Raw genomic sequence first — 20994 nt, forward strand, 5'->3', positions numbered from 1 at the left:
GGGGGGGGCCCGGCCCCCCCCCCCCCCCGGGGGGGGGGCGGCCCCCCCCCCCCCCCCCCGCCCCCCCCCCCCCGGTTCAGTCGCGGGATCGGAAAGGCAAGCGGCGGTGAAGCGGACAAGCCCCCTCCACCGCTTCGCGGTCCCCCTCCCCCGAAGGGGGAGGATTGGCGTCATGACTTCGTCGCGCTTTCCATGAGGCGGCGGAAGTGGTCCTGGGCCTGGAGGCCGAAGCTGGTCCAGGTCTTCATCAGTTCGTCGGGCTGCATGGCGGCGATGTTCTCGTCCATGCGGCGCTGCATCTCGGCCACCATGTGGTCGTTCAGCGGCTCCACATTGGGCAGGCCCAGGAAGGCCCGCGCCTCGGCTGGCTCGCAATCGATCTCGATCTTGACCTTCATCGCTGGCTCCCGTGTTTCACGTGAAACACTCCCTCAAGCAGCCCCGCGCCGCGCGCGGGGCGATAGGGAAACATATCAGGTGTTCATGGACTGGAAGAAGTCGCCGTTGTTCTTGGACTGGCGCAGCTTGTCCAGCAGGAACTCGATGGCGTCCTGGGGGCCCATGGGGTTGAGGATGCGGCGCAGCACATAGGTCTTGGTCAGCTGATCCTTGGGCACGATCAGCTCTTCCTTGCGGGTGCCGGACTTCAGCACGTCGATGGCCGGGAAGATGCGCTTGTCTGCCACCTTGCGGTCCAGCACGATCTCGGAGTTGCCGGTGCCCTTGAACTCTTCGAAGATCACCTCGTCCATGCGGCTGCCGGTGTCGATCAGGGCCGTGGCGATGATGGTCAGGCTGCCGCCCTCCTCCACATTGCGCGCGGCGCCGAAGAAGCGCTTGGGCCGTTGCAGGGCGTTGGCGTCCACGCCGCCGGTCAGGACCTTGCCCGAGGACGGCACGGTGGCGTTGTAGGCGCGGCCCAGACGGGTGACGGAGTCCAGCAGGATGACCACGTCGCGCTTGTGCTCCACCAGACGCTTGGCCTTTTCGATGACCATTTCAGCCACGGCCACGTGGCGGGTGGCGGGCTCGTCGAAGGTGGAGGCCACGACCTCGCCCTTCACCGTGCGCTGCATGTCGGTGACTTCCTCGGGGCGCTCGTCGATCAGCAGGACGATCAGATAGACCTCGGGATGGTTCTGCTCGATGGACTTGGCGATGTTCTGCAGCATCACCGTCTTGCCGACCCGCGGCGGCGCCACGATCAGGCAGCGCTGGCCCTTGCCCAGGGGCGCAACGATGTCGATGACCCGGCCGGAGCGATCCTTCAGCGTCGGATCCTGGATCTCCATGTTCAGGCGGGAGTCCGGATACAGCGGCGTCAGGTTGTCGAAATTGACTTTGGTGCGGACCGTCTCCGGGTCCTCGAAATTGATGGTGTCGACCTTGAGCAGGGCGAAATAGCGCTCGCCCTCGCGCGGCCCCCGCACCGTACCGTGGACCGTGTCGCCGGAGCGCAGGCCGAAGCGGCGGATCTGGGACGGGCTGACATAGATGTCGTCCGGGCCGGGCAGATAGTTGGCGTCCGGGCTGCGCAGGAAGCCGAAGCCGTCGGGCAGAACCTCCAGCACGCCGTCGGCGGAGATCTCCACCTCCTCGTCGGCCAGCACCTTCAGGATGGCGAACAGCAGATCCTGTTTGCGCAGGTTCGAGGCGTTCTCGATCTCGAGGCCTTCGGCGAAGGCGACCAGATCGGCGGCCGACTTCTCCTTCAGCTCCTCCAGCGAGATGCGTTCGCCGAGACCGGCGCCGCGCTCGTCATCGCCGTTTTCGGACTCGCCATCGCTGTCGGACGGCGTGTCGGCGGTCTGATCCTCGACCGTCGTGTCGTCGGCGGGGGTCTGGTTTTCGGTGTCAGTCATGAGCGTATCGCGAAGAGGCCGCGCGGCGAGGGCCGGGCGGACGGGGGAGGAAAAGGCGATGTCTGGCCGGAAGGCCGGAGGGGAAAGACGGATGCCCAAGCGTCAAGCGGGACGGTCGGGGTGTCTTGAGAGAAGGGCAGCGCGTTTCCGCGCCTCGACGCCAGCGACACCACAGGCCGGCGGCGACGTCAAGCGGAACGGATCAGAAGGTCCATTCCAGGGTCACGGACAGAACCATGACGATGGCGGCGATGAAGGGCAGTTCATTGGTCTTGCGCCAATAGCGCTCGGACCGCTGGTTGGTCCCGGCGGCGAACCGCTTGCGCGCCATCCCCAGGTACTGATGCCAGCCGGTCAGGAACAGGACGCCGGCGATCTTGGCGATCATCCAGGGCTGGTGGGCGAAGGACCAGTCCGCGCCGGAGCCGCTGCGCAGCCAGAACAGCCACAGGCCGAAGATCCAGGCTGCGATCATGGACGGATTCATGATCAATTTCAGTAGTTTACGCTCCATGGTCTGGAACGTCTGGTCCATCTCGCCGCCGGGCGTCGCCTTGACGTGATAGATGTACAGGCGCGGTAGATAGAGCAGACCCGCCATCCAGGCGATCACCGCCAGAACGTGCAGGGCCCGGGCCAGATCATAGGCGTTCACGGGGCCACGCCCCGGCAGGGACAGGCCTTCCAGTCCCCCTGACAGCCGGGCCCGTAGGGCGCGATCCCCGAGCGATCCACGGCCGAGCCGACCGCCTCGGCCAGGGCTTCGATGAAATCGTCGGCCACGCCCACGGCAGGGACGCGGAGATAGGGCGCGACGCCCTTTTCCTCAGCCAAGTGGCCATATTCCTCGTCCAGCTCCACGAGGGTCTCCACATGTTCGGAGACGAAGGCGATGGGAACCACCACCGCGCCGACGCCGTCCAGACCGGCCTGTTCGATGGCCTCGGGCGTGGACGGACCCAGCCATTTCAGCGGTCCGACCCGGCTCTGATAGCAGATGGTCCAGTCCTTCAGGCCCAGACGCTGGACCACGGCGAACACCGTGCGCTCCACCTGTTCCTGATAGGGATCGCCCTTCCGGTGGACCAGGGTCTCGGGGATGCCGTGGGCGGAGAACAGCACCCGAACAGGTTTGTCGCCGGCCTTTTCAAGCTGTTCGGTGATCAGGGCCGCCTGGGCCTCGATCCAGCCGGTGGCCTCGGGATAGCAGCACACGGCGCTGATCCGGCCCGGCCCGCGATAGTGCTCGCGCCAGGCCTTCAGCGAAGACTGGGACGTTGTGGTGGAGAACTGCGGATACAGCGGCAGCAGCACCACCTGGTCCGGGCCGAACGCCTCCACCGCCTTCGCCGTCTCGGGCGTCAGGGGATGCCAGTAGCGCATGGCGATGAAGACCCGGACGTCGTCGCCGGGCCAGTCGCGCCGCAGACGGTCAGTCAGGGCTGCGGCCTGTTTTTCGGTTTCGGGCAGCAGGGGCGAGCCGCCGCCCATCATCGCATAGTTGGCCTTGGCTTCCTCCTCGCGCTTCGAGGAGATGAATTTGGCCAAGGGCGTACGGACGATGCCCGGCAGGCCGATGATGGCGGGATCGTTGAACAGGTTGAACAGGAACGGCCGGACCGACTCCTGACCATCGGGTCCGCCCAGGTTCATCAGGACGACGGCGATGCGGCGGGGCGTGGCTGTGTCGGTCATTGGGCTCCGATCCGGCGGAGCACCTGCTCCACATGGGTGATCGGCACATCAGGTAGGATGCCGTGGCCCAGATTGAAGACCCACGGACCCTGTCCCCAGGCCTCCATCAGCTGATCCACCCTGCGGTCCAGCGCCGCACCCCCCGCCCGGAGCAGGAGGGGATCCAGCGCCCCCTGAATGGGCTTGATGGCCTGGACCCGGCGGCCGACGGCCAGCGGACAGGCGGTGTCCAGCGCCACGGCCTGCACGTCCATATCCCGCGCATAGCCCTCGGCCAGAGCCGCCGAGCCGCGCGGGAAGCCGATCAGGGGCGTGGTGACGCCCAGTTCGCGCAGGCGGGCCACCAGCTTCTGGTGCGGCTTGAGGACCAGACGGTCGAACAGATCGTCGGGCAGGCCCTCGGCCCAGCTTTCGAAGATCTTCAGGGCCTGTGCGCCGGCGTCCGCCTGCATCTTCAGATACCAGGCGCTGGATTCCACCAGCACGTCCAGCAGGGCGTCCACCTTCTCGGGCTCCGCATAGGCGTAGGTGCGCGCCTGGGCCCGCTCGCCCTTGCCAATGGTGCGGGCTTCCCCGTCCAGCATGTAGGTGGCCACGGTCCAGGGCGCGCCGGCGAAACCGATCAGGGCGCGCTCGGGCTCAAGGGCCTCGCGGACCCGGGACAGGGTCTCGCCCACCTGCGACAGGGCTTCACCCGCCGCCGGGGCCAGATCCCGCATGGACGCGATGTCGGGCAGGGCGCCGAGCCGGGGCCCCTCGCCCGCCTCGAACCAGACCTTCTGGCCCAGGGCGCGGGGGATCAGCAGGATGTCGGCGAAGACGATGGCCGCATCGAAGCCGAACCGCCGCATGGGTTGCAGGGTGACCTCGGCGGCCATCTCGGGATTCAGGCAAAAGGCGATGAAGTCCGGGGACTGGGCCCGCAAGGCCCGGTATTCCGGCAGGTAGCGCCCGGCCTGACGCATGAACCATACCGGGGGGCGCTCGAGGGTCTCTCCCCGAAGGGCGCGAAGGAAAACGGGGTCGTCGCTGGCCATGCCGAGCGTTTACGGGGCCTGACCGTCCCACTCAATCCTTACTCATGAATTAGAATCTTGAGAGATGGGGGTAGAGTCTTGGGCAGGGGACGACGGGGACAGTTTCAGGGTCGCGGCCAGACGGCGCCCCGCCTGTCCCCTGCCCTGGGCCGGTAATCCACCGGGTACGGTGGTGGGGATGATCCGGCGGGATGGTGTTAACAAAACCTTACCGGCCCTTTGCCATTCAGCAATCGCGGAAATCGGGGCGGCGGGGATAAGTCCACATGGGCGGCAAGCGTCCCCATGCTGGGCGCCGACGGATCGCACACAAGGGATGGAATGACCCCGACCGCCCGGATCGTCCCCGCAATCCCGAAGGATGCGCCCGACGGCTCGAGACGCTATGGAAAAGTCATGAAACCGTCCCCAGCCTTTCAGGGCGCCGCCCACAGGTTCGCCCCCCGATGATCGCCAAGCCGGGCCGTCTGGCCACCTATTTCCATGTGCATCTGGTGTCGGACTCCACCGGCGAGACCCTGAACGCCATGGCCAAGGCCGTGGTGGCCCGTTTCGACGGGGTGATTCCCATCGAGCACATCTACGCCCTGGTGCGCTCCCACAAGCAGTTGGACAAGGTGCTGGAGTCCATCGCCGCCTCGCCCGGGGTGGTGCTGCACACCATCGTGGACCGGGAGCTGCGCGCGGCGCTAGAGGATGGGTGCCGGCGCATGGGCATGCCGCAGATCGGGGCGCTGGACCCGCTGGTGGGCGCCCTGTCGCGCTATCTGGGGGCCGCCATCTCCACGCGGGTGGGGGCCCAGCACGCGCTGGACACCGACTATTTCAACCGCATCGGGGCGCTGGACTACGCCATCGCCCATGACGACGGGCAGAGCCAGAACGATCTGGAGAACGCCGACGTGGTGCTGGTGGGGGTCAGCCGCACCTCCAAGACGCCCACCTGCATCTATCTGGCCCACCGGGGCGTGCGGGCGGCCAATGTGCCGCTGGTGCCCGGCCAGGAGGCGCCGGAGCGGCTGAACGGGCTGAAGCACCCGCTCATCGTCGGCCTGACCGTGTCGCCGGACCGTCTGGTGCAGATCCGGCGCAATCGGCTGGAGGGTCTGGGGGAGGTGCGGGGCTCCACCTATGTGGACCACGAGGCGGTGCGCGACGAGACGGTGAAGGCCCGGCGCATGTTCGAGCGGCGCGGCTGGCCCACCATCGACGTCACCCGCCGCTCCATCGAGGAAACGGCGGCCCAGGTCATCAATCTGCTGAACGAGCGCCGGGCGGGGACGGGCGAGCCGGACGCGGGCGGGGCGCAGTCATGAGCCGAACCCTGATTCTGGCGTCCAAGAGCGCGGCGCGGCGAGCCATGCTGACGGGTGCGGGCGTGCCCCATGAGGCCACGTCGGCGGATGTGGACGAAGGGGCGCTCAAGGTCAGTCTGCTGGCGCAGGGCGCGGACCCGGCGGGAGTGGCGCTGGCTCTGGCGCGCGCCAAGGCGGAGGCGGCGTCGCGGAAGCATGACGGATTGGTTCTGGGGTCGGACCAGACGCTGGATCTGGACGGGGCCCTGATCGACAAGGCGGGCAGCCTGGACGAGGCGCGGACGCGGCTGGGGGCCTTTCGCGGCAAGGGTCATGTGCTGCACTCGGCGGCGGCGCTGGCAGTGGGCGGGGAAACGGTGTGGAGCGCGGCGGATTCGGCGCGGATGCAGGTGCGCGATTTCTCGGACGCCTTTCTGGAGGCCTATCTGGGGGCGGAAGGGGAGGCGATCCTGTCCAGCGTGGGCTGTTACCGGCTGGAGGGCCTGGGCGCGCAGCTGTTCGCGCGCATCGAGGGGGACTATTTCACTGTGCTGGGCATGCCGCTGTGGCCGGTGCTGGCGGAGCTGCGGGCGCGGGGCATGCTGGCCTCATGAGGATCACCGGCGCGGCCTTGCTGGCGGGCGTCGTGGGACAGCCCGTGGCCCATTCGCTCAGCCCTGTGATCCACAACGCCTGGCTGGAGGCGGCGGGCATGGACGCGGTCTACGCCGCCTTTGCGCCGCTCGACGAGGCGGCCTTCGACGTGCTGATCCAGGCGGGGCGGGCGGGGATGATCCACGGCCTGAACGTGACCGCGCCGTTCAAGGGTCAGGCGTTGGCGTGCGCCGACGAGGTCAGCGACACGGCGCGGGCCTGCGGCTCGGCCAATTTGCTGGCGTTTCGGGACGGGCGGGTGCGGGCGCACAGCACGGACGGCGAAGGCCTGCTGAAGGCGCTGGGCGAACAGGCGCCGGATTTCGATCTGACGGTGGGGCCGGTGCTGTTTCTTGGCGCGGGCGGCGCGGCGCGGGCGGCGGTGGCGGCTCTGCTGGACGGCGGCGCGCCGGAGGTGGTGATCCTGAACCGCACGCCGGAGCGGGCGCAGGCGCTGGCTGAGACCTTTGATGAAAGGGTGCGGGTGGCGGGGGACATCGCGGGCGCCCGTCTCGTGATCAATGCCGTCAGCGGCCCGATGGATTTCGATTTCAGCCGGACGCCCGAGGCCGTGGCGGCGCTGGACATGACCTACAAGCCGCTGGAGACGCCATTTCTGACGGCGGCGCGTGCGCGCGGGCTGACCGGCGTGGACGGACTGGGCATGCTGACCGGACAGGCGGGGCCGTCGTTCGCCTTCATTTTCGACCGGGAACCGCCGGATCTGGACCCGCGCACGGTGGTTCTGGCGCATCTTGAAGGGCTCGAGCCGTGATCGTGCTGGGCCTGACCGGCTCCATCGGCATGGGCAAGTCCACCACGGCGGCCATGTTCGCCGAGGAAGGCGCGCTTGTCTGGGACGCGGACGCGGCGGTGCATGATCTCTATGCCCGGGGCGGCGCGGTGGTTCAGGCGGTGGAGGCGGCCTTTCCAAGGGTGACGGGGCCGGACGGCGTGGACCGGGCGAAGCTGGCCGAGGCCCTGCGCGCGGACCCGGACGGCTACGCCCGGCTGGAGGCCATCGTGCATCCGCTGGTGCGTGAACACCGGGCCGAGCTGATGGCCGAGGCGCGGGCGGCGGGGGCGCGGCTGCTGGTGCTGGACATTCCGCTGCTGATGGAGACCGGCGGCGACGCCGAGGTGGATGCGGTTGTGGTGGTCACGGCCCCGGCCGAGGTTCAGCGGGAGCGGGTCCTGTCGCGGCCCGGCATGACGCCGGAGCGCTTCGCCGAGATTCTGGCGCGCCAGACGCCGGACGGGGAAAAACGAGCGCGGGCCGATTTCATCATCGAAAGCCACAAGGGGCTGGACCATGCCCGGGATCAAGTGCGCGCGGTTGTGGATGAGGTGCTGAAACCGGGCTGGGCGGGGCGCCGGGGGATTCCATCGGCGCGCGAAACGCCGCAATAAGGGGCCATGGCCCGCGAAATCGTTCTCGACACCGAAACCACCGGCTTTGATCCGAAGACCGGCGACCGGCTGATCGAGGTGGGCTGTATCGAGATCGATGATCTGCTGCCCACGGGTCGGACGTTCCACCGTCTGGTCAATCCCGAGCGGCTGATCCCGCCGGACGCGATCCGGGTGCACGGCATCACCGACGACAAGGTGCGCGGGGCGCCCAAATTCATGGAAATGGCGGACGAGCTGCTGGAGTTCATCGGCGACGCGCCGGTGATCGCCCACAACGCCGCCTTCGACCGGGCCTTCATCAACCACGAGCTGGGGCTGTGCGGGCGACTGATCGTGGAAGAGGTGCGCTGGATCGACACCCTGGCGCTGGCCCAGACCCGGTTTCCCGGCATGGCCAACTCGCTGGACGCCCTGTGCAAGCGCTTCAAGATTTCGCTGGCCGAGCGGACCCTGCACGGGGCCCTGATCGATGCGCGGCTGCTGGCCTCGGTCTATCTGGAGCTGAAGGGCGGCAAGGAGCGGGTGCTGGACCTCAGCGCCGCGCGCGGCCCCACGTCGGCGGGCTTCAAGGCGGTCAGCCACGGCGAGCGGCCGCGGCCCCTGCCCGTGCGGGTTTCACCGGAAGAAGAGGCGGCGCACGTCGCCTTTCTGCAGAGCCAGTTCAAGGATCTGTCGCTGTGGCGGGGATATGGGGTGGAGGCGGCCCAGGCCTGATCGGTTGAGGTGAAATCGCGAAGCGATTCCACCGACGCCGTGAATCAGGCCCTCGGATAATGCTGACCGCCTCCTGAGCCCGGATCAGGCCTCGCCCTGGGCGGGCGGCATGGCCGGGGCGCCGTTCTGCTGGGCCTTGCGGGCCGCGTAGATGGCCGCGAAGTCCAGCGGCTCCAGCAGGAAGGGCGGGTAGAAGCCGCCGTCGCCGGTGGCCGTGGCGATGATCTGGCGGGCGAACGGGAACAGATAGCGCGGGCACTCGATCAGGAGCATCGGCTCGATGTTCTTCTCCTCGACGCCGCCGATCTGGAACAGGCCGCCGTAGACCAGCTCGATCTGGAACATGGCGTTGTCGTTCGAGGTCGCCTTGACCGACAGCTTCAGGTCTACCTCGAACAGGCCGTCAGCGCGGCCCTGGGCGTTCATCTCGACGCCCATGTCGATCTGGGGCTTGCCCTCGAAGCGCAGGCTTTCCGGCGCCTTGGGGTTCTCGAACGAGAAATCGCGCACGAACTGGGTCAGGACGCGGAAGTGCGGGCCGGCGGGCGGCTGGGCGCCTTGGGGAACGGGATTGGACGCGCCGTTGTCGGCGTTGGTGTCAGTCATGAGCAGGAAAGCTTCCGGTTTGGGGCAAACGCCATGGTTTCGCCTGAAAGGACGGTCGCGGGGCTGCTAGCATCGGCGGACGCCGCCCGCAACGCCCGTCGCCGGGAAGGGGTGAGTCTCGCGCTCGCCTTGCGCGTCCCCATATGAGCCCTTAAGCCCGACCAGACGCCTTTCAGGAAAACGCCGTGTCCTCCTTTCCCTATGAACTTCTTCTGATGGCCGCCATCGCCGCCTTCGTCCTGTTTCAGCTCTACAATGTGCTGGGCAAGAAGGTGGGGCGTCAGCCCGAGGATGGGATGAAGAAGCCGCCCCGGATGCCGGGCGTGCCGGCCGAGCCGGACGCGCAGCAGAAGCCCGAGACGCCTGTGGACGCCGCCACAGCGGCCGCTGCGGCCGGACTGAAGGCGCGGGACCCCTCATTCGACCCGACCCGCTTTCTGGACGGCGCCCGTCAGGCCTATGAAACCATCGTGCGCGCTTATGCATCGGGCGATCGCGAGGCCCTGCGTCCCCTGCTGGCGCCGGGCGTGATGGCGTCTTTCGAAAGCGGCATTGCGGCCCGTGAGGCCCGCGGCGAGAAGGACAGCGTGGAGTTTGTCCACCCACCCCGCGCCGATCTGGAGGTCGCCACGGCCGAAGGCGACCGCGCCCGGGCCAAGGTTCTGTTCCTGGCCGAGCTGCGCAGCAAGGCGACGTCCGGCTCCGGCGAGGAAACCACGGATGAGCGCCGCACCGCCGAACTGTGGACCTTCGAGCGGTCCATCGGCGCCAATGATCCCAACTGGGTGCTGACCCGCGTCGAGGCGGCCAGCGCCTGATGCGGCGGGTTCTGATCGCGGTCGCGGTGGCCCTGACGGCCGCCGCCTGCGCCACCGCGCCCGCGCCGACGCCGGGGCCTGCCCCTGCGCCCCTGCCGGTTGAGCAGCCCGTCCCCGGCGAGCCGGCGCCCTGGACCCCGGGGCCCTCAGACCCCGCCTTCGCCGCCCTGCCCGGCTGGGCCGAGGAAGATCATCTGGCGGCCCTGCGCGGCTATGTCGAGGGCTGCGGCGCCGACAGCCGCGCCTGGAGCGTGTGCGAGGCGGCGAAGCTGCTGGCCGCCACGCCCGGCGTGACCAGCGAGAACGCCCGCCTGTTCTTCGAGACCCGGTTCCGCCCCGAGGGCGGCGACGAAGTCGGCCTACTGACGTCCTATTTCGCCCCGGAATACGAGGCCCGGGCGGCGCGGGACGCGGAATTCTCGGCGCCCCTGCTGGCGCCGCCGCCGGACCTGACGCGCAGTCAGGGGTCGGACGGACGGGCGCTGTACCGCCAGCGCCTGCCGGACGGGACGGTGCGGGATTATCCCGACCGGGCGGCCATAGAGACGTCCTATGACCCGTCGCTGGTCATGGCCTGGCTGAAGCCGGAGGACCTGTTCTTTCTGCAGATCCAGGGCTCTGGTTATCTGACCTTCGCCGACGGCAGCACCGCGCGGGCGGCCTATGCGGCGGACAACGGCTTGCGCTTTCTGGGCATCGCCCGGCCCATGGCGGACGAAGGGTTGCTGCCCCGCGACGGCACATCCGGCGAGGCCATCCGCCGCTGGCTGGCGGACAATCGGGGGCCGGCGGCGGACCGGGTCATGCGTCTGAACCCCCGCTACATCTTCTTCCGGCTGGAGCCGGACGACGGCAAGGGACCGGCCGGGGCGGCGGGCGTGCCCCTGCCCGAGCGCCGCGCCATCGCCGTGGACCCGGCCCACTGGCGCTATGGAGAGCCGGTGTGGATCGCCGCCAGCGGCGCCGGGCTGATGGGTGCGCGGGACAGCTATTTCGGTCTGGTCACGGCCCTGGACACCGGCAGCGCCATCCGGGGCCGGGTCCGCGCCGACTTCTACATGGGCCGGGGCGACGAGGCCGGAGAGGAAGCCGGAACCGTGCGCCATCCCTTGCGCATGTGGCGGCTGGTTCCGCGCTAGGCCAAGGTCATGCATACGCTCTACATCGACGCCGACGCCTGCCCGGTGAAGGATGAATGTTTCCGCGTGGCCCTGCGCACGGGCTTGCGGGCCGTGGTGGTGTCCAACGGCTGGATCAACCTTCCCCGCGCGGACTACATCGAGCAGGTGGTTGTGGAGGCGGGCCCGGATGCCGCAGACGACTGGATCGCCGAGCGGGCCGGGCCGGGCGACGTGGTCGTGACGGCCGACATCCCCCTGGCGGACCGGGCGCTGAAGGCCGGGGCCCAGGCCATACGGCCGAACGGCGACGTGTTCACCGAGGACTCTATCGGTTCGGCCCTGGCCGGACGCATGGTGGGCGAGCATTTGCGCGGCATGGGCGTGGCCACCTCCGGCCCGCCGCCTTTCGGCCCCCGCGACCGCTCCAGATTTCTGCAGGCCCTGGATCGGGCGGTGGTCATGGCCAAACGGGCGTGAGCCGCATTCGCCTTTGACGCGCCAGCCCTTTGCCCCGCAGCCGGGCTGGGGCATGGTGCGCCGATGAAACGTCCCCTTCTGAGCGTGTTTCTCCTGGCGATCGCCGCGGCGGTGATCGGCTTCTTCGCCGCGCCGGGCGTGGCCTTCTTCGCCCTGCGCTCGGCGGCCCAGTCGGAGGACACCGGCAGCCTGGCCGAGCTGGTGGACTTCGGCGCGGTGCGCCAGTCCCTGCGGCCGCAGCTGGATGACCGGCCAGAGGCGCGGGTTCCGCCGCCGGCCTTTTTGGAGGATCCCATCGGGGCGGTGCGCCGCCAGCTGGAGGACGCCGCGCGCCCGGCGGTGGACGTGGACGCCTATCTCACCCCCGCCGCCCTGGCCGGCCTGACGGCGGGGGAAGGCCGTTCCGCCGCCGGGCGGTCCGGACCCGGCGGCGCTGCGCCCGATGGAGATGCAGGGCCGTGGCCCAGCCCCCTGTACTGGGGCGTCAACCGGACGCGCATGGCGGTGACCGATGAGGCGGGAGCGCAGACCGTGTTCACCTTCGAGCGCCGGGGCGCCTACCGCTGGGTTCTGGTGCACATCGGCCTGCCCGAGGGCGAAAACCCTGCGGCCCCCGCGCCTAGCCCCGGCGCTTGAGGGTCACATAGATCGCGCCGTCGCCGCCGTGACGGCGGTGGGCGGCCGCAAATCCGGACACCACCCCGCGCAGGCCGGGGCTTTGCAGCCATTCGTGGATCGAGGCGCGGATGACGCCGCCGCCGCGCCGCCCCTGTCCGGTGATGAGAAGCACCGCGCGCAGGCCCCGCGACTGGCAGGATGTGAGAAACGCCGTCACCTGATCCTGCGCCTCGAACCGGCCGAAGCCGTGCAGGTCCAGGGTCGCCTCGATGGGGTCGCGCTCGCGGGCGATGCGGCGGTGGCGGCGGGGCTCCAGCGGGTCCGGCGCGCCCTGGGCGATGCGGCCGATCGCCGGTTTCGCGGACGTCGCCGCAGGAACCGTGCGCGGCGGTTTGACGAATTTCGGCGGGGCTTTCAGCTCGGCCTTCAGGGCGGACTGGGCCGAGGCGGCGGTGACGGCGATGCGTTCGGCCTTGCGGGGTTTGGCGGGCGACACGGTGCGCGCCACCTTGTCCCAGATGTCGCGATCCTCGGGCGTGAGCTTGCGCCCCACGGATCAGGCGCCGTCGTCTGTGTCGGCCTCATCGGGCGTGTCGGCGGGACCCGGCTCCCAGGCCAGCAGGTCGCCGGGCTGGCAATCCAGTTCGCGGCACAGGGCGTCCAGGGTCGAGAAGCGGATAGCCCGCGCCTTGCCGGTCTTCAGGATCGACAGATTGGCCAGGGTCACGCCCACGCGATCTGCCAGCTCGGTCAGCGACATGCGCCGATCAAGCAAGATGCGGTCAAGCTGGACGCGGATGGCCATGAAACAGATACGCTTTCGGCGAAAATCAGATGGTCAGTTCGGATTCGCGGCGCAGACGGGCGCCCTCGCGGAACACCTCGGCCAGCACGAACACGACTAGCACGGAAAACACCGGCGTGAGCAGATCGCTGAAACCCTGCGGCGACAGGACGCCGGGCGCGGCGCGCGCCATCAGCATCTGGGCGATGAACACGCCGCCGGTGACCACGGCCAGAATCACGCCGACCTGGCGAAGCCGGCGGACATTGTCCGGCTGGAAGGGATCGCCGAGAGTCAGGGTGCGGAAAATCTTGCGCAGATTGCGCAGAATCAGCACGAAGCCGCCGAAATAGGCCGCGACCGAGCCGAGACCAAACACAACCAGCGAGCGGGTCAGGGGCAGCTGACGCTCGTCACCCACAGTGACGGTCAGGTTGTCCAGAGGAATGAACAGGGAGGCGATCAGAACCAGCAGCAGAATGCCGGTGACCAGCCAAAGCAGAATATAGGCGACGTCCAGCGCGGTCTTGAGCAGGCTGGACACCGAGCCCGGACCCAATGCCTTCAGGCTCGGGGCCTTCAGGCCGGGGGGGCGAATCTGGATCGGCATGACTGTCGTCCTGTCGGATCGTCGTGGTCAGGCCGGGCGAAGGGGCGAAGGCGCCGCGCGGGGCCCGGCGAGCCCGCACGCGGTCTTGCTTTTCGCGTCCTTCATGGTCGTCGTCAAAGCTCTTTCAGCGTGACGTTGATCACAGGGACTGGACGACAATGGCCACCAGGGCCATCGGAAGGCCGGCGATCATGATCGCGCTGACCAGGCTCATCCCGACCTTTTCCATCCACATCGAAGCGTTCATCGTATGCATTGTCTGTCTCCGTCTTTCCTGAGGCGCCGTCCTCGTTCTTCAGTGAGGCTCGGCTATGTTGCACCGCATCATTACAGGGGCTTAATCTTTCGCACCTGCAAGAACGTTGCGGCCCGTTCTTGGTGATTATCAATACGGATTAGCCGAGAAACAGACAAGCAGATTTATTGTTTTTCGATATTAAACTTTTGCAATGCATTAAACGCAGGTAAGGTCAATCATGAAAGCCAAGCTGGACAAGGGACAGAAGATCGTCGCGGCCACCCACAATCCGGGCAAGGCGGTGGAGATCGCCGCCCTCCTGGAGGGCCGTTTCGAGATCATTACGGCGAAGTCACTGAATTTGCCGGAGCCGGACGAGACGGAATCCACCTTCGTGGGCAATGCGGTGCTCAAGGCGCGGGCCGCGGCGGACGCCTCGGGCCTGGTCTCAATCGCCGATGACTCCGGCCTGTCGGTCACCGCGCTGGACGGTGCGCCCGGCATTTTCTCCGCCCGATGGGCCGGGCCGGACAAGGATTTCGCCCACGCCATGAAAAAGGTGGAGGAGCGGCTGGAGGAAAACGGCTCGGACGACCGGTCCGCCTGGTTCACCTCGGCCTTGGCCGTGGCCTGGCCCCACGGGCCGTGTCTGGTGGTCGAGGGACGGGTGGACGGCCGCCTGACCTTCCCGCCCCGGGGCGAGCGGGGCTTCGGCTACGACCCCATCTTCGTCCCCGAGGGCGGCGACCTGACCTTCGGCGAGATGGAGCCGGCGGAGAAGGACGCCATCACCCACCGCGCCCGTGCCTTCGAGAAGCTGAAGGCCGCCCTGTTTGACTGAGCCGGACACGGTCGCTCTCTACGTCCACTGGCCGTACTGCGCCCGCATCTGTCCGTACTGCGACTTCAACGTGGTGCGGGACCGGGGGCGGACGGAGGAACAGGCGGCGCTGGCGGACGCCATCGTGGCGGATATGGAGGCGCAAGCCGCCCGGCTGGGCCCGCGCCGGCTGGCCTCCATCTTCTTCGGCGGCGGCACGCCCTCGCTGATGCCGCCGGATCAGGTGGCCCGTGTCATCGCGCGGGCGCGCGCCCTGTTTCCGGGTGGCGGCGACATCGAGATCACCCTGGAGGCCAACCCCACCGATGCGGAGGCCGCGCGCTTCGCCGCCCTCGCCGAGGCCGGCGTCAACCGCCTGTCGCTGGGCGTGCAGTCGCTGGACGACGAGGCCCTGAAGTTCCTGGGCCGCAACCACTCGGCGGCCGAGGCCATGCGGGCGCTGGAGCTGGCGCGGGCGGCCTTCGCGCGCCTGTCCATCGATCTGATCTACGCCCGCCCCGGCCAGACGGTGGCGCACTGGACCGAGGAACTGAACCGGGCCGTGGATCTGGGGTTCGAGCACATCTCGCCCTATCAGCTGACCATAGAACCGACGACCGCCTTCGGCCGGGCCTTCGCAAGGGGCGCGCTGGCGCCGCCGGACGAGGATCTGGCCGCCGATCTTTATGAGACCACCCAGGCGGTGCTGGAGGCGCGCGGCTTCGACGCCTACGAGGTCTCCAACCACGGCCGCAGCGAGGCGGCGCGCTCGGTGCACAATCTGCATGTCTGGCGCGGCGGGGATTATCTGGGCGTGGGGCCGGGCGCCCATGGCCGCCTGACGCTGGAGGGCGCACGCACGGCCACCGTCGCCCAGCGCCGGGTCGCGGACTATCTGGCGGGCGTGGCCGCCGGTGCGCCCTGGGAAGAGGACCAGCGCCTGTCGCCGCAGGAGGCCGACGAGGAACGCCTGCTGCTGGGTCTGCGCACCACCGAGGGCGTCCCTCTGGACCTGATCGGCCGCATGGGCCTGGGGGACCGGGTTGGCGACCTTGCACAGTCAGGACGGCTGAATTTCACAGACGGCCGGGTCGCAGCCTCGCCGGACGGCCGACCGATCCTGGACGCCCTGCTGCGGGCGTTGCTGACCCGAGGCGGCGCCGGGGCGTGATTAGTAACAATATGTGTTTCAGTTGACTCTTTCCCCGAGGACCGTCTCGATTATCTCAGGTGTCAACACCCACCCCTTCAGGGAGAGACCATCATGATCGAGCGCAGACCGTTCGACAGCCTGGGCGGCGCCGACCACGGCTGGCTGAAGGCCAAGCACCACTTCTCGTTCGCGAGCTATTTCGATCCGAACCGGACCCAGTGGGGCAACCTGCGGGTCTGGAACGATGACGAGATCGCGCCGAACTCGGGCTTTCCGCCCCACCCCCACGCCGACATGGAGATCATCACCTATGTCCGCGACGGCGCCATCACCCACGAGGACAGTCTGGGCAACAAGGGCCGCACCGAGGCCGGCGACGTCCAGGTGATGAGCGCGGGCACCGGCATCCGGCACGCCGAATACAATGTGGAGCCGGACGTCACCCGCATCTTCCAGATCTGGATTCTGCCCACCCGTCAGGGCGAAAAGCCCGCCTGGGGCGCCAAGCCGTTTCCCAAGGGCGATCGGGCCGGCCAGTTCGTGGTGCTGGCCTCCGGCTTTGACGACGACACGGACGCCCTGCCCATCCGCACCGATGCGCGGGTGGTGGGCGCGACCCTGAAGGCGGGCGAGAGCGCCGACTATGCGCTGGGCGCGACCCGGCGCGGCTATCTGGTGCCGGCGAAGGGCGAGGTGGAGGTCAACGGCGTGCGCCTGAACGCCCGCGACGGCGCGGCCATCACCGGTGAAGACGTCATCACGGTGAAGGCGTTGGGCGACGCGGAAATCGTCCTGGTGGACGCAGCCTAAAATCTGCCGATGGCGTAGAAGCGCTCGGCGCGCTGGGCTTTCAGCGCGTCGGGCGTCATCGCCGTCAGGGCTTTCAGCTCTTCCTCGAGCACATCGCCCACGGTCTGGATGGCCGCCGCGGGATCGGCGTGGGCGCCGCCCACCGGTTCGGGGATCAGGCGATCCACGATCTTCAGGTCGATCAGGTCGGGGCCGGTGATCTTCATGGCGGCGGCCGCGTCCTTCGCCAGCGCGCCGTCACGCCACAGGATGGAGGCGGCGCCTTCAGGCGAGATGACCGAATAGATGGAGTGTTCCAGCATCAGCACCCGGTTGGCGGCGGCCAGAGCGATGGCGCCGCCTGAGCCGCCTTCGCCGGTGACAGTGGCGATCATCGGCGTGCCCAAGGTCAGCCCGCGCTCGGTGGAGCGGGCGATGGCCTCGGCCTGGCCCCGCTCCTCGGCGCCCAGCCCCGGATAGGCCCCGGCGGTGTCCACGAAGGTCAGGACCGGCAGGCCGAACTGCTCGGCCATGTCCATCAGGCGCACAGCCTTGCGATAGCCTTCGGGCCGCGCCATGCCGAAATTGTGGGTCAGGCGGGAAGCGGTGTCGTGGCCCTTCTCATGGCCCATGACCACGCAGGCCTGGCCGCGAAACCGTCCCAGGCCGCCGATGATGGCCTGATCATCGCTGAATTTGCGGTCGCCATGCAGCTCGGTGAAGTCGGTGAACAGGCCCGCCAGATAGTCGGCCAGGTGGGGCCGCTGGGGGTGGCGCGCCACCTGGGTCTTCCGCCAGGGATCCAGTTCGGCGTAGGTCTTCCTGCGAAGCTGGTCGGCCTTCTTGCGCAGGCCCGCCACCTCGGCCTCGAACGAACCGGCGGATTCGGACAGCAGCCCCAGTTCCTCGATCTTGGCCTCGAGCTCGGCGATCGGCTTTTCAAAATCGAGGTAGTGACGGGCGGCCATGGATGTCCGTGGGGCGGCTGATCGGGGAGCGGCGGAACCTAGAGCCGTCAACGCGCGCGGGCAAGCGCGGGTTCATGAGGGCCGGCGTGGTTCCGCCGAGAAGGGTCTGACCCTCATCGCCTGCGCCCCAGATAAAGGGTGCAGCGGGACGGCTCGCCCGTCAGCGGGTTCTCGAAGCCCACGTCCTCGGCGCGCACGTCGGCGAACGCCCCCCTCAGGGCGTCAATGAAATGAGCCTCGGCCGGATCGTCGGACCACATGGCGAACACCCCGTCCGGCCGCATGCCCAACGCCAGATTCGACAGACCTTCGGGGCTGTAGAAGGCGCCGTGGTCGGGGGCCAGCAGGCGCGTCGGCGAATGGTCGATGTCCAGCAGCACCAGATCATAGGTCTCGTCGCTGGGCCGGGGACTTCCCGGGCGGAACCAGGTGAAGAAATCGGCCAGGCGCAGGACGCAGCGGGGGTCGTCGCGCAGGGGCGGGGTCAGCGGCACCAGCCCCTCCTCATGCCATTCGATCACCGGCTGCAGGGCGTCCAGCACCGTCAGACGGGCGACCCGCTGATCCTCCAGCGCGGCGCGGGCCGTGTAGCCGAGGCCGAGGCCGCCGACGAGCACCGACAGCGGCCGATCCGGCGCAAGCGCCAGAGCCCGCCGCGCCAGTTCGGACTCGCCCTCGATGAACAGGTCCGACATCAGGTGCTCGTCGCCGAGCAGGATTTCCACCACGTGTCGGTCCACCGCCGGGACCCACCGACGGCGCAGGATGGCAGGCCCCTTGGCGGTGGGACGGTAGTCCAGCTCTTCGAAACGTTTCATGGGGGCCATCAGGTGATCGTGGACGGGGCGGTGCGCTGCAGACGCCCGGCGATGTGCGCCGCTTCCGCCGCCGCCGCCGACAGCGCCGACAGGGCCTCACCCACGGGGGCGTCGATCACGCCCGTGGGCGCTTCATACCGCTCCACATAGACCCGCAAGGTCGCGCCGCGCGCGCCGGTGCCCGACAGGCGGTAGGTGATTCGGGCGTCGGGGGTCAGCCAAAGGCGCACGCCCTGCTGCTCGGCCACCGCACCGTCCACCGGGTCCACATAGCGGAACTCCTCGGCCTGACGCACCGTGAATGCGCCGACGGTGCGTCCCGCCATCTGGTCCAGATCGGCCCGCAGATCGCGCATGAAACCCGAGGCGAGGTCCGCATCCAGATCCTCGAAATCCAGCCTCTGGAAATAATCGCGGCCGTACAGGCGCCAGTGATCGCGCACGATGTCCGGCAGCGGACGGTCCTCGACCGCCAGCAGGTTCAGCCACATCAGCACGGCCCACAGGCCGTCCTTCTCGCGCACATGGTCCGCGCCGGTGCCGAAGCTCTCCTCGCCGCAGAAGGTGATGCGGCCGTCGTCCAGCAGGTTGGTGAAATACTTCCAGCCGGTGGGGGTCTCATACAGCGGCAGGCCCAGCCGTTCGGCCACCCGGTCCACGGCCCGGCTGGTGGGCGCCGAGCGGGCCACGCCCTTCAGCGGCCGTCTGCGATAGGCGCCGAGGCGCGACGCGTTGGCCGTCAGGATGGCCAGGCTGTCGCCGGGCGAAACGATCATGCCGGGGCCGAGAATCATGTTGCGGTCCCCGTCCCCGTCCGAGGCCGCGCCGAAGGACGGCGGCTGATCGCCGAACAGGGCCGCGGCCAGTTCGGGCGCGTGGTCGGGATGGGGATCGGGATGGCCGCCGCCGAAGTCGGGGGAGGGCGCGCCGTTCATCACCACGCCGCCAGCGCCCAGCCGGACCTCGAAGATCTCCCGGGCGTAGGGTCCGGTCACCGCATGCATGGCGTCGAACAGCATGGAGAAGTCCGGGCGGGCGATCAGGGTGCGGATCTGATCGAAGTCGACCAGGGTCTCCATCAGGTCCGCATAGGCCGTCACCGGGTCGACGACCTCCACTGTCATGCCGTGCAGGTCGAAGGCGCCCGGCCGGTCCAGCGACGGCGCGAGCTGGTCCGACAGGCTGTAGCGCCGGAGGGCCGAGGCGCGGTCGCGGACCGCATCGGTCAGGGACGCCGGGGCCGGCCCGCCCGACGCGCCGTTGAACTTGACGCCGAAATCGCCGTCCGGGCCGCCGGGGTTGTGGCTGGCCGACAGGATCACCGCGCCGAACGCCTGATGAATCCGCACCAGATGCGACGCCGCCGGGGTCGACAACAGCCCGTCCCGCCCCACCAGCACCCGGCCGAAGCCGTGGGCCGCCGCCATGCGGATCACCGTCGCCGCCGCCTGATCCGAAAAGAACCGCCCGTCGCCGCCGACCACCAGCGTGGCGCCCCTGGGCGGGTCGGCGACCTCGAACAGGGCCTGGATGAAGGTCTCCAGATAATGCGGCTCCATGAAACGGCGGGTCGGCCGCCGCAGGCCGGAGGTCCCGGGCGCCTGGTCGTCAAAGCCGGGGGTGGCGTGGTGTTCGATGGTCATGCCGGATCCTGGTTCGGATTCAGTTCTGGTGTTTCGCCGCGTCGCCCGAGAACGGCCGGCGGCCGCTTATGACATGGCGGCGGCGCGGTCCGGGGCTTTTTTGGGCCCTTCCCGTTCCGGCCCTGGAGCGGACGCATGGCGAAGCATGACAAGAAATCGCCTACCGCAACAGTCCGAGGGCCGTCCAGACCCTCCCCTGGCCTCAACCATCCGGCCGCGAGTTCTTCCAGCCGTAGAAGGCGGCCAAGGCGAAGCAGGCTCGCGAAACGGCGCGGGCCATCAGTCGCCATCCGGGATGGTCGCCCGCGTGGCTTTCCGGAGATCCGCACGCCGCTTGAAAGCAGGACTGTCCGCATCACTGGAGCTTGTCGGGGCATCTGACTACGACCCGGGCGGCGCAGCCACCAACTTTCAGCAAGCCTCAAGGCTGCTCCGACAGGGCGTAGATGCGGGTCATCTCGGTCCAGGTCTGGTCCGGCGAGAAGGGTAGCGGCTTTTGGAAGGTGCGCATCAGGGCGTCCCACGCTTGCACATCCGGGTTGGCGGCGTCCCGCGCCGCCTTGGTCACGGGATCGTAGCCCGGCCCCTGCTCCACGATCATGAACATGCGGTCGCCGACGCGCCAGATCTCCAGCTCGCGCACGTCGTCGGCGCGGATGGCGGCGGTGACGGCGGCAGGCGGCCCGCCGGCGGCGTGCCACGCCTCATAGCGGGCGATCATGTCGGCGTCGGCCACCAGATCCACGGCGAAACAGCGGCGCACCGTTCCCGATGAAGTTTCCGGCTTCATGTTGACGCCTCCGAGCCTGAACGTGTAGTCATAATACGTATTACAATAAGAATGGAAACCCGGGAACAGAC

General features: G+C 68.8%; 25 protein-coding genes. 12 read left to right on the forward strand and 13 right to left on the reverse strand.

The window, feature by feature from the left end; genetic code table 11:
• Positions 1–170: 170 nt before the first annotated feature.
• The 5 genes from ACI8U3_RS01945 to hemE form a co-directional block, all read right to left on the reverse strand.
• On the reverse strand, positions 171–398 hold the full coding sequence (locus tag ACI8U3_RS01945; protein ID WP_409746592.1) for a DUF6489 family protein: 228 nt from the start codon (positions 396–398) through the stop codon (positions 171–173).
• A gap of 75 nt (positions 399–473) precedes the next feature.
• Positions 474–1862, reverse strand: coding sequence for a transcription termination factor Rho (gene rho / locus ACI8U3_RS01950; RefSeq protein WP_415013185.1), 1389 nt, complete (start codon positions 1860–1862; stop codon positions 474–476).
• A gap of 202 nt (positions 1863–2064) precedes the next feature.
• On the reverse strand, positions 2065–2517 hold the full coding sequence (locus ACI8U3_RS01955; protein ID WP_415013186.1) for a CopD family protein: 453 nt from the start codon (positions 2515–2517) through the stop codon (positions 2065–2067).
• Positions 2514–3557 (reverse strand): ferrochelatase, encoded by a 1044-nt coding sequence (gene hemH, locus ACI8U3_RS01960; RefSeq protein WP_415013187.1) that lies wholly within the window; start codon positions 3555–3557, stop codon positions 2514–2516. The genes ACI8U3_RS01955 and hemH overlap by 4 nt, the downstream gene beginning before the upstream one ends.
• On the reverse strand, positions 3554–4594 hold the full coding sequence (gene hemE / locus ACI8U3_RS01965; RefSeq protein WP_415013188.1) for a uroporphyrinogen decarboxylase: 1041 nt from the start codon (positions 4592–4594) through the stop codon (positions 3554–3556). Before hemE ends, hemH begins: the two co-directional genes overlap by 4 nt.
• A 446-nt stretch (positions 4595–5040) precedes the next feature.
• Between hemE and ACI8U3_RS01970 the strand changes: the two genes are divergently transcribed.
• From ACI8U3_RS01970 to dnaQ, 5 genes are read left to right on the forward strand one after another with little or no spacing between them, the layout of a single operon-like run.
• The gene (locus ACI8U3_RS01970) at positions 5041–5910 is read left to right on the forward strand and encodes a pyruvate, water dikinase regulatory protein (protein ID WP_415013189.1); all 870 of its coding nucleotides are present in this window, start codon (positions 5041–5043) and stop codon (positions 5908–5910) included.
• Positions 5907–6503 (forward strand): Maf family protein, encoded by a 597-nt coding sequence (locus ACI8U3_RS01975; protein ID WP_415013190.1) that lies wholly within the window; start codon positions 5907–5909, stop codon positions 6501–6503. The genes ACI8U3_RS01970 and ACI8U3_RS01975 overlap by 4 nt, the downstream gene beginning before the upstream one ends.
• Positions 6500–7318: a shikimate dehydrogenase family protein gene (locus ACI8U3_RS01980; RefSeq protein WP_415013191.1), complete on the forward strand. Its 819-nt coding sequence runs from the start codon at positions 6500–6502 to the stop codon at positions 7316–7318. Before ACI8U3_RS01975 ends, ACI8U3_RS01980 begins: the two co-directional genes overlap by 4 nt.
• On the forward strand, positions 7315–7953 hold the full coding sequence (gene coaE / locus ACI8U3_RS01985) for a dephospho-CoA kinase (protein ID WP_415013192.1): 639 nt from the start codon (positions 7315–7317) through the stop codon (positions 7951–7953). The genes ACI8U3_RS01980 and coaE overlap by 4 nt, the downstream gene beginning before the upstream one ends.
• A gap of 6 nt (positions 7954–7959) precedes the next feature.
• Entirely contained in the window at positions 7960–8670 is a 711-nt protein-coding gene (dnaQ, locus tag ACI8U3_RS01990) for a DNA polymerase III subunit epsilon (RefSeq protein ID WP_415013193.1), read from the forward strand.
• An 84-nt stretch (positions 8671–8754) separates the two neighbouring features.
• On the opposite strand, the gene secB is transcribed toward dnaQ, so the two are convergent.
• Positions 8755–9276 carry a protein-export chaperone SecB gene (gene secB / locus ACI8U3_RS01995; RefSeq protein WP_415013194.1) on the reverse strand — a complete coding sequence of 174 codons (522 nt, stop codon included), beginning with the start codon at positions 9274–9276 and terminating at the stop codon, positions 8755–8757.
• Between the two features lie 215 nt (positions 9277–9491).
• Between secB and timA the strand changes: the two genes are divergently transcribed.
• The 4 genes from timA (at position 9492) to ACI8U3_RS02015 (ending at position 12328) form a co-directional block, all read left to right on the forward strand.
• On the forward strand, positions 9492–10094 hold the full coding sequence (gene timA, locus ACI8U3_RS02000) for a TIM44-related membrane protein TimA (RefSeq protein ID WP_415013474.1): 603 nt from the start codon (positions 9492–9494) through the stop codon (positions 10092–10094).
• Positions 10094–11233, forward strand: a complete 1140-nt coding sequence (locus ACI8U3_RS02005; protein ID WP_415013195.1) for an MltA domain-containing protein — start codon at positions 10094–10096, stop codon at positions 11231–11233. Before timA ends, ACI8U3_RS02005 begins: the two co-directional genes overlap by 1 nt.
• Positions 11234–11242: 9 nt before the next feature.
• Positions 11243–11692, forward strand: a complete 450-nt coding sequence (locus ACI8U3_RS02010; RefSeq protein WP_415013196.1) for a YaiI/YqxD family protein — start codon at positions 11243–11245, stop codon at positions 11690–11692.
• Between the two features lie 63 nt (positions 11693–11755).
• Positions 11756–12328: a DUF2939 domain-containing protein gene (locus tag ACI8U3_RS02015; protein WP_415013197.1), complete on the forward strand. Its 573-nt coding sequence runs from the start codon at positions 11756–11758 to the stop codon at positions 12326–12328.
• Here ACI8U3_RS02015 and ACI8U3_RS02020 read toward each other — a convergent pair.
• Genes ACI8U3_RS02020 through ACI8U3_RS02030 form a run of 3 tightly spaced genes read right to left on the reverse strand, consistent with a single transcriptional unit; the run spans position 12312 to position 13704 of the window.
• A complete protein-coding gene (locus ACI8U3_RS02020; RefSeq protein WP_415013198.1) occupies positions 12312–12863 on the reverse strand; it encodes a Smr/MutS family protein in 552 nt (183 codons plus the stop codon). The genes ACI8U3_RS02015 and ACI8U3_RS02020 overlap by 17 nt on opposite strands.
• 3 nt (positions 12864–12866) lie before the next feature.
• Entirely contained in the window at positions 12867–13115 is a 249-nt protein-coding gene (locus ACI8U3_RS02025; protein ID WP_415013199.1) for a helix-turn-helix domain-containing protein, read from the reverse strand.
• 25 nt (positions 13116–13140) lie between these two features.
• A complete protein-coding gene (locus tag ACI8U3_RS02030) occupies positions 13141–13704 on the reverse strand; it encodes a DUF2975 domain-containing protein (RefSeq protein WP_415013200.1) in 564 nt (187 codons plus the stop codon).
• Positions 13705–14180: 476 nt separating this feature from the next.
• On the opposite strand from ACI8U3_RS02030, the gene rdgB reads away from it, so the two are divergent.
• The 3 genes from rdgB (at position 14181) to ACI8U3_RS02045 (ending at position 16725) form a co-directional block, all read left to right on the forward strand.
• A complete protein-coding gene (gene rdgB, locus ACI8U3_RS02035; protein WP_415013201.1) occupies positions 14181–14783 on the forward strand; it encodes an RdgB/HAM1 family non-canonical purine NTP pyrophosphatase in 603 nt (200 codons plus the stop codon).
• Positions 14776–15933 (forward strand): radical SAM family heme chaperone HemW, encoded by a 1158-nt coding sequence (gene hemW / locus ACI8U3_RS02040; protein WP_415013202.1) that lies wholly within the window; start codon positions 14776–14778, stop codon positions 15931–15933. Before rdgB ends, hemW begins: the two co-directional genes overlap by 8 nt.
• 93 nt (positions 15934–16026) lie before the next feature.
• Entirely contained in the window at positions 16027–16725 is a 699-nt protein-coding gene (locus ACI8U3_RS02045; protein WP_415013203.1) for a pirin family protein, read from the forward strand.
• Here ACI8U3_RS02045 and ACI8U3_RS02050 read toward each other — a convergent pair.
• The 4 genes from ACI8U3_RS02050 to ACI8U3_RS02065 form a co-directional block, all read right to left on the reverse strand.
• Positions 16722–17672, reverse strand: coding sequence for an acetyl-CoA carboxylase carboxyltransferase subunit alpha (locus ACI8U3_RS02050; RefSeq protein ID WP_415013204.1), 951 nt, complete (start codon positions 17670–17672; stop codon positions 16722–16724). The two genes, ACI8U3_RS02045 and ACI8U3_RS02050, sit on opposite strands and share 4 nt — an antisense overlap.
• A 113-nt stretch (positions 17673–17785) precedes the next feature.
• Complete coding sequence (locus ACI8U3_RS02055; protein ID WP_415013205.1) at positions 17786–18490, reverse strand: hypothetical protein; 705 nt, start codon at positions 18488–18490, stop codon at positions 17786–17788.
• Between the two features lie 8 nt (positions 18491–18498).
• A complete protein-coding gene (locus tag ACI8U3_RS02060) occupies positions 18499–20133 on the reverse strand; it encodes an alpha-D-glucose phosphate-specific phosphoglucomutase (RefSeq protein ID WP_415013206.1) in 1635 nt (544 codons plus the stop codon).
• Positions 20134–20554: 421 nt separating this feature from the next.
• Positions 20555–20923, reverse strand: coding sequence for an L-rhamnose mutarotase (locus ACI8U3_RS02065; protein ID WP_415013207.1), 369 nt, complete (start codon positions 20921–20923; stop codon positions 20555–20557).
• Positions 20924–20994 lie beyond the last annotated feature (71 nt).

Origin of the sequence: Brevundimonas sp. (genome assembly GCF_047617075.1) — a bacterium.
GTDB lineage: Bacteria > Pseudomonadota > Alphaproteobacteria > Caulobacterales > Caulobacteraceae > Brevundimonas.